This window comes from Rhodopirellula sp. JB055 (assembly GCF_043100905.1).
In the GTDB taxonomy this organism is placed as follows: domain Bacteria; phylum Planctomycetota; class Planctomycetia; order Pirellulales; family Pirellulaceae; genus Rhodopirellula.
In genome coordinates, this window is the sequence record NZ_JBICHO010000280.1 from 1 (window position 1) to 6647 (window position 6647).

Consider the following 6647-nt stretch of genomic DNA (forward strand, 5'->3'; position numbering starts at 1 on the left):
CGGATGGCCAGTTCGCGATAAGTGATCGCTTCGCCGGGCTGGGTTTGTGCGAGTGCGGTCCAGACTTTTATCTGAAAATCGGTGCCGTCGAGCTCGAGAGGCAAGCGAAGCGGTTCTGCTGGTTTTTCAATGAACTCGACAACGGTTGCCAGTTCGGCGCAGAACGCAGCCTTCGTTTCGATCCGTCTTGTATCGGGATAAGCAGCAGACAACTCATCACGCATGGTGGTCCGTTCATCACCGAGAGATAGAAAGCAAACCTTGTCTTTTGATTCGGCACTTTCAAATCCTGCGATCAAGACTTGCCCGAGTGAGCAGGCGCCAATTGCAAACTTCAAAGGTAAGTCGCTTGTTTGTTGTGGATTGGATGAATGCGTCATTGGTCGCTCGAGATTTGTTTCCGTGCGGCGGAATCCTTTGGCGTCGCAAGTTGTTCCGCAGCCCAGTCGGCGGCGATGGTTCCGATCTCGCCAGCGAGCGAATTGACGGAGCCTTTTCCGTGAGGGTGAACGCGATTGCTGAGGAAGATGACACTCAGTTTCAATTCTGGGTCGATCCACAGGGCGGTGCCGGTGAAGCCTCCATGTCCGAACGCCGCGTCGGTCATGGTTTTGCCACGGTTGGAAGAGTAAGCCGATCGCTTGTCCCAGCCTCGGCTTCGGAACTGAACCTGATCGGCAGATTTCCCGGGCACTTCGATGGGGGATGTCATCGCGTCAAAGGTCGACTTTGAGAAGAGACTCACTTCATTTTTTCGGCCGCCATTTGCCATCGCGTTGGCGAATCGGGACAGGTCGTCGGCGGTGCTGAACAGTCCCGCGTGACCGGCGACTCCGCCCAAGGCGTACGCGCGAGGGTCATGAACTTCGCCGCGCATCCAGTGGCCGTCGCGTTGTTGTGTGGTGGCACAGCGTTCGTCATTGTCACCGATCGAACGATAGCCCGTTTCGCTCATTTGCAAGGGCTCAAAGATTCGTTTTTGAGCGAACTGGTCCAGCGGCATGCCGGAGACTTGATGGACAAGTTCACCGAGGACCAGGAAGCCGACATCGGAATAGCGAAAGCGGGTTGCCGGTGGGCTGCGAAGCTTTTGTGACATCAGGTTGGCGATCGATTCTGCGTGCGTGCCTTGGTAGTCCGACATCCCGTTGTCGGGGATCAATCCAGAGGTGTGTAGCAAAAGGTGCTCGACGGTGACGGAATCTTTGTCGTGGACGGCGAATTCAGGCAGGTGCTTGCTGACTGGATCGGTGAGTGACAGTTTGCCTTCGTCGACCAAGATCATCACGCTGGTGGCCGTCGCGATCGGTTTGGTGAGTGACGCCATATCGAAGATCGTGTCGACTTTCATGGGTTTGCGTTGTGGTTCAATCTCTCGATTTCCGAATGCTGCTTGGTAGATGGTTTCGCCGTCAAAGCCCACTGTTACAACGGCGCCGGGGCACTTTTCAGTTTGGATGCTTTCTTCGACTAGGCGTTTTATCTTGTCTGCTGGGAAATCTTCCGCGGAAACGGAGACAAAGGGTGCTGTGGCCCAGGCTAGGACGGCAGCGAAGCGAGCTAGGATTCGGATCATGATGTCGGCAGGAAGATTCGTAGGTGGGAAAGAAACGGATGTGTGACAAAGAATCTGATTCGGGGATAGTCTACAATGATGGGCCCGACGGGATCGACGCGATGGGTTGGGTGCACGTGTTCGGCGGAGATTGCATCGCAGCAACCGCTCGAACGAGCCTCATTTTATCGTTGTTGATTCGGAAGTATGTGAAGGGTTGAAACCTTTGTGAGATGGATGTGTTGCTTGGGTTGACCGTTCTGTGCGTCGTCGGACGTCCCTCCCCACTCACCCCCTCTCGATTGAGTCAGCATGAATCGTGTTGCCATGGCATTCCGCCTTGTTCTTTTTGTTTGTTTGTCGGTTGGAATTGGATCCTTGCAATCGAGTGCCGCCGAGACTTCGCCGCCCAACATTGTGGTCGTGTTGGTGGACGACATGGGGTATTCCGACTTGGGGTGCTATGGAGGCGAAATCGAAACGCCGAACATTGACGCGTTGGCGGAGGATGGATTGCGGTTCACTCAGTTCTATAACTCTGGCCGTTGTTGTCCGACCCGAGCGAGTTTGATGACTGGGCTTCATCCTCATCAGGTTGGCATCGGCCACATGACAGCTCCTCCGGGCAAAGTGCTCAACGCGCCGCCGGCGTATCAGGGGCATTTGAATGAAACCTGTGTGACGATTCCTCAGGTGTTGAAGTCGAAAGACTATCACACCTTCATGACAGGGAAGTGGCACCTGGGTCATGTCAATCAAAATGACTGGCCGATGCAGCGAGGGTTTGATCGTTTCTATGGCGGTATCAGCGGCGCGTTCAATTATTTCAAACCGGGCGGTGATCGCGGGATGACCGACGGGAACAAGAACGTGGAAACCGAAGAGGGGTTTTATGCGACGGATGCCTTCACTGATATCGCTTGCCAGTACATCAGTGATGCGACGAAGAGGGATGAAAAACCGTTCTTTCTGTATCTGGCTTACAACGCCCCGCATTGGCCGCTGAATGCAAAGGTCAAAGATTTCGAAAAGTATCGCGGTCGCTACCGAGATGGCTGGGAAGCTTTGATGAAGAAGCGTTTTGCCAAACAACGTGAGTTGGGGTTGTTTGATGACTCGGTGCAGCCTGCGCCACATGTTGGACCGGCTTGGGAGTCATTGAAGCCCAAGAAACGCGATGACTTGGACGCGATCATGGCGGCGTACGCTGGATGCGTTGACAACATCGATCAAAACATCGGGAAGTTGGTCGCTCACTTGAAGTCGATCGACCAGTACGAAAACACGTTGATTCTATTTTTGTCTGACAATGGGGCTTGTCAGGAAGGTGGGCGTTTGGGATTCGGCGATGAGAACATGGTTCGCAACCCTCCTCTTGAAACGACCAACGGCGTGCGGCAAGGTCTCGCGTGGGCCAATGCCAGCAACACTCCCTTTCGTTTGTACAAGCATTTTTTGCATGAGGGCGGTGCGAACACACCTCTAATCGCCCATTGGCCTGCGGGCATTCCTGAGTCGCGTCGCAACACATTTGTTCGGCAACCGGCTTACTTGCCTGACATCATGGCGACGTGTGTGGAGTTGGCAGACGCGGAGATGCCTGGTGATGTTCCTGCATGCCAGGGCAGTTCGTTTGCGAACGTGTTGACTGGTGATTCCCAGTCAGCGAAACAGCCAATCCATGTTACTCCGATCTTCTTTGAGCACGAAGGCAACGCAGCGATGCGTGATGGTGACTGGAAGTTGGTTCGCGAATACAAGAAGCCTTGGGAGCTTTACAACATCTCCGAAGACCGGACGGAATTGAATGACCTTGCGGCGACCGACCCGGCGCGTCGTGATCGGATGGTGGCTGCTTGGGAAGCCTGGGCGACCAAGACGGACGTGCTGTTTCCTGAACGATACAACATGTATCAAGAGCTAAAGAAGCACGAGTAGCGAAGCTTCGTCAAGCGATCAGTCAAGCGAGGCCACTTGTCCATATGGTGCCAGCCACCTTGCGGATCGGGTGATGTAGACACTTGGTCGGGCAGGCGGTGGATTGGGGGGCTCGGTTTTCGAGCGTAGCCGCGGGCTTGGTTGCACGCTTCGGGGTGTTGGACTCGCGAGTTCGGCCGCGTGTGCGCAGCCGCGATGAACAGTTGACCTTCACTGTTCTGTCGAGTCATGGAGCCGCAGCGATGTTGGGCGGTTGCTGCCAAGGCAGGTTAGCCGAAACAGGCCGCTGCCTGGACCTGGCCGCGGTGGTGGTGCCGGCCGGTGCGTTCCGCATCCGCTCTCATCGACTCGGGACGCCCAACACAACTGGATTTGCCAAAGTACTTCTGCCAATCCCACACCAGAGCTCGCCACATGGAGGCGTCGATCCCGATTTCAGTGAGGGTAGCAGCCAGACGCTCGGGCAATTTTGCTGCTTCGTCGGCGATGGCTTGTGCAGCGGTCCAATCGAGCAACCGTTTGTAGTCACTCCAGCGGATGTTCAGGAACCCGCGGTCGCTGCTGCGGAACCCGTTCGTGTGGACTTGCGGTTCGTTCGTGAGTTCAGTTTCGCTCATCGTCAGTGGGCTCAACCATTCGTCTCGGCGGATTCGCTTCCCGGTCGGATTGCGGCGTTTGGCTTTTTGCTCTCGTTGAAGAGCCTCGACGGGCGTCTCGCGGATTTGACGTCCGGCTTCGTCGGTTGGGATTGGTTTCAGATCAAACGCAGCGGATGGGATCCGCTCGCCCTTACGAGCTTCGATCCGGTCGAAGGCACTGGTGTGCGGGCTGGACTCTGGCGTTGCCGTCATCGCTGCGCGGACCGGGTTCAAGTCGACATACATGCTGCACGCGAGCAGCCCCGCTTCATCGACGATTTTTTGTGCTTTAAAGCGTCCTTCCCAAAATCGGCCGGTACACTCGTCTTGTTTGTTTGCCATTCGGGCGATCGGTTCTGCCAGGGCTCTCATGAACCAGGAGATATCTGACAGTCGGAGGCGGACTTCGGCCAGTCGTTCTTTGTCGCGAACGAGCATCTGAACATCGTTTTCAGTGGGCTCGGCCAAGTGTTCTTCGAGGCGTCGACCGGGAAACACCCGCAGCCAGCGAATCGCGACCTCCTCGTCGCTCCACTGCGCACAGACATCCGGCCGATTGCGGAGAATCTGATGGATGTGATTGCTCATCACAGCGTACGAAAGAACATCGACGGCGAACACGGACGCCAGGGCTTCCATTCGCCGGCGAATCCATTCTTTGCGGAACGAGTAGTCTTGGCCCGTGGCTTGGTCGACACCTGCGAGGAAGGCTCTGCGAACGCATCGCTGGACCACGTGCACGATCCCAACTTCTCGGGGATCAAATTGTTCGCATCGTTGGGGCCTCGGCATCGCACTGCTCTCTCTCCAGATGGATTGGAAGTCGAGGGCATCGTATGCATCGCCGCAGCAAAGTCAACTGAATGGTGGCTGGCACCATCTAGGATAGTGGTTGGCACCTTTCAGGAATGATCCAGGATGGATAGGTGGGTGGCACCGTACGGGAAGAGGACGCTTGGTCGGCTTTGTGGGGGCTACTGCTGCGTGTGGGAGATGGGACGCATCGCGGGGAGTGGGTTGGCGTCGGTCTCCCATGCTCGGACTTGGATTTCATCAATGATCGCTTCACCGCCGCCAAGAACTTCAAACATGACGTGGATCGGGTCGTCGTTGACGGTTTGACGATAGAGCGTGACGGGGGTCCAGTCAGGGCGATTTCGAATGAGCACGCCCAGTTCCTGCGTGCCGAGAGAGTCGTACATCAACAACCCTTGGTGCGGGCCACCAAAGCCGAGGGTGCGAACGACGGCGTCGATCCGGACAGCTCGATGGGGCTCGACAAAGATCGGGGGACTGCGGACCAACAGCGCCGTTCCTTCGTACCCGCCTGGCAACGCGTCATCGCGTTTGGGGATCACGCGAACGGCCAACGCTCCTGTTCCGTGGAAGACTCCTCGGTCAACGCACTCAGCGGTGGTCTCGGCCCACTCTGAGTGCCGGCGTCCAAAGGTCCAGCCCTCGGTTTGCAGACTGTCGGGACGGTCCATCCCGCCGCCGCTGAGTAGGTTGACTCCCCAGCGAGAGCGACCGTGGATGTCACCGATCGGTGGCAGCTTGCTGACGGAGGATGTGGCCAACCCAGAGTTCAAGAGCGGCGACCAAGTGATCTGGGTTTCAAAGTTGCTCGAATCCAACGGCGGGCTGCTGACAATCCCGTATGGGTCTTCGCGAAAAGCATCGCAGAGCATCCAGTTGGCTTTCATGCTCCAGGCGTCGGCCCTCGCTGCCAATCGCAAGGCCGATTGGGAGTCGTTGCTGCGAACCATTCGCTCGGAGTTGTTGATCGTGCTGCGAGCCACTTCGAGCAGGTCATTCGGGGCATCGCGAGAAACAGCGCGGGCGGCGACGGCACGTGCCCATGCAGTGCCGGACTGCTCAATGGAATCACGAGCCAACTGCCAGCGGTCCAAGGAGGCTTGCTGGGAATATCTCGAAAGCGAGGTTGCCAGTTCACCGCCGTCTGCGATCTGGTCACTGATCGCGATGACTTCCACCACATCCGGTGACACAATCTCGATGGAAGTGCCTTGAGCGGTTGTTTCAGGTTCGATCCGTTCGGCGGCGAAGTGCGTCAATCGCCACATCAGTTTGCCTTGTTCGTAAGCGGGCAAATCAATTCGTAGCGTCTTGCCGTCACCGCTCATCACACGTGTTCCGCGAACCATCGCGGATGTGCAAATCAGAAACGTGGTCGAACCGCTGGTCAATCGATGCGCGGTGTAGTGAGGTCCGACGGGCACTGGCGTGATATCAGGCGTGCCAGTGGCGACCCATTTTTCCAAGGAGGCGACAAAGCGATTGATGAAGCTGATTGCCATGCCTCGGTTTTGGTCCAGCGTCTCACCGGAAGCCAACGAGCGGGTGGAACGAACGATGATGGCCGATGGAGCGTCTGCCATCGCGTCGGCAACCTCACGCCACATCGGTTGCCAAGCAAACGTTTCGGTGGGAGGCGTGCCGATCCGGTTCGCAATCGCGTTGGTCTGAGCAATCGAAGCAGCGTTGGGCATCCCCAA

3 protein-coding genes and 2 pseudogenes are annotated in these 6647 nt (G+C 56.9%); 1 reads left to right on the forward strand and 4 read right to left on the reverse strand.

Going from position 1 to position 6647, the window contains the following annotated elements:
• A pseudogene (locus ACF8AM_RS11330) lies at positions 1-380 on the reverse strand (6-O-methylguanine DNA methyltransferase); the annotation flags it as partial.
• Positions 377-1576: a serine hydrolase domain-containing protein gene (locus ACF8AM_RS11335; protein WP_392555743.1), complete on the reverse strand. Its 1200-nt coding sequence runs from the start codon at positions 1574-1576 to the stop codon at positions 377-379. The gene ACF8AM_RS11335 and the pseudogene ACF8AM_RS11330, both read right to left, overlap by 4 nt.
• Positions 1577-1867: 291 nt before the next feature.
• Here ACF8AM_RS11335 and ACF8AM_RS11340 point away from each other — a divergent pair, with 291 nt between their 5' ends.
• Entirely contained in the window at positions 1868-3493 is a 1626-nt protein-coding gene (locus tag ACF8AM_RS11340; protein ID WP_392555744.1) for an arylsulfatase, read from the forward strand.
• Positions 3494-3762: 269 nt separating this feature from the next.
• On the opposite strand, the gene ACF8AM_RS11345 is transcribed toward ACF8AM_RS11340, so the two are convergent.
• Positions 3763-4923, reverse strand: a complete 1161-nt coding sequence (locus tag ACF8AM_RS11345) for a transposase (RefSeq protein WP_392555745.1) — start codon at positions 4921-4923, stop codon at positions 3763-3765.
• A gap of 182 nt (positions 4924-5105) precedes the next feature.
• A pseudogene (locus ACF8AM_RS11350) lies at positions 5106-6647 on the reverse strand (hypothetical protein); the annotation flags it as partial.

What these genes read in the sequence shown, in the direction of transcription:
- ACF8AM_RS11335 (WP_392555743.1), bottom strand. Translation starts at nt 1,576, where the DNA reads ATGATCCGAATCCTAGCTCGCTTCGCTGCCGTCCTAGCCTGGGCCACA.
- ACF8AM_RS11345 (WP_392555745.1), bottom strand. Translation starts at nt 4,923, where the DNA reads ATGCCGAGGCCCCAACGATGCGAACAATTTGATCCCCGAGAAGTTGGG.
- ACF8AM_RS11340 (WP_392555744.1), top strand. Translation starts at nt 1,868, where the DNA reads ATGAATCGTGTTGCCATGGCATTCCGCCTTGTTCTTTTTGTTTGTTTG.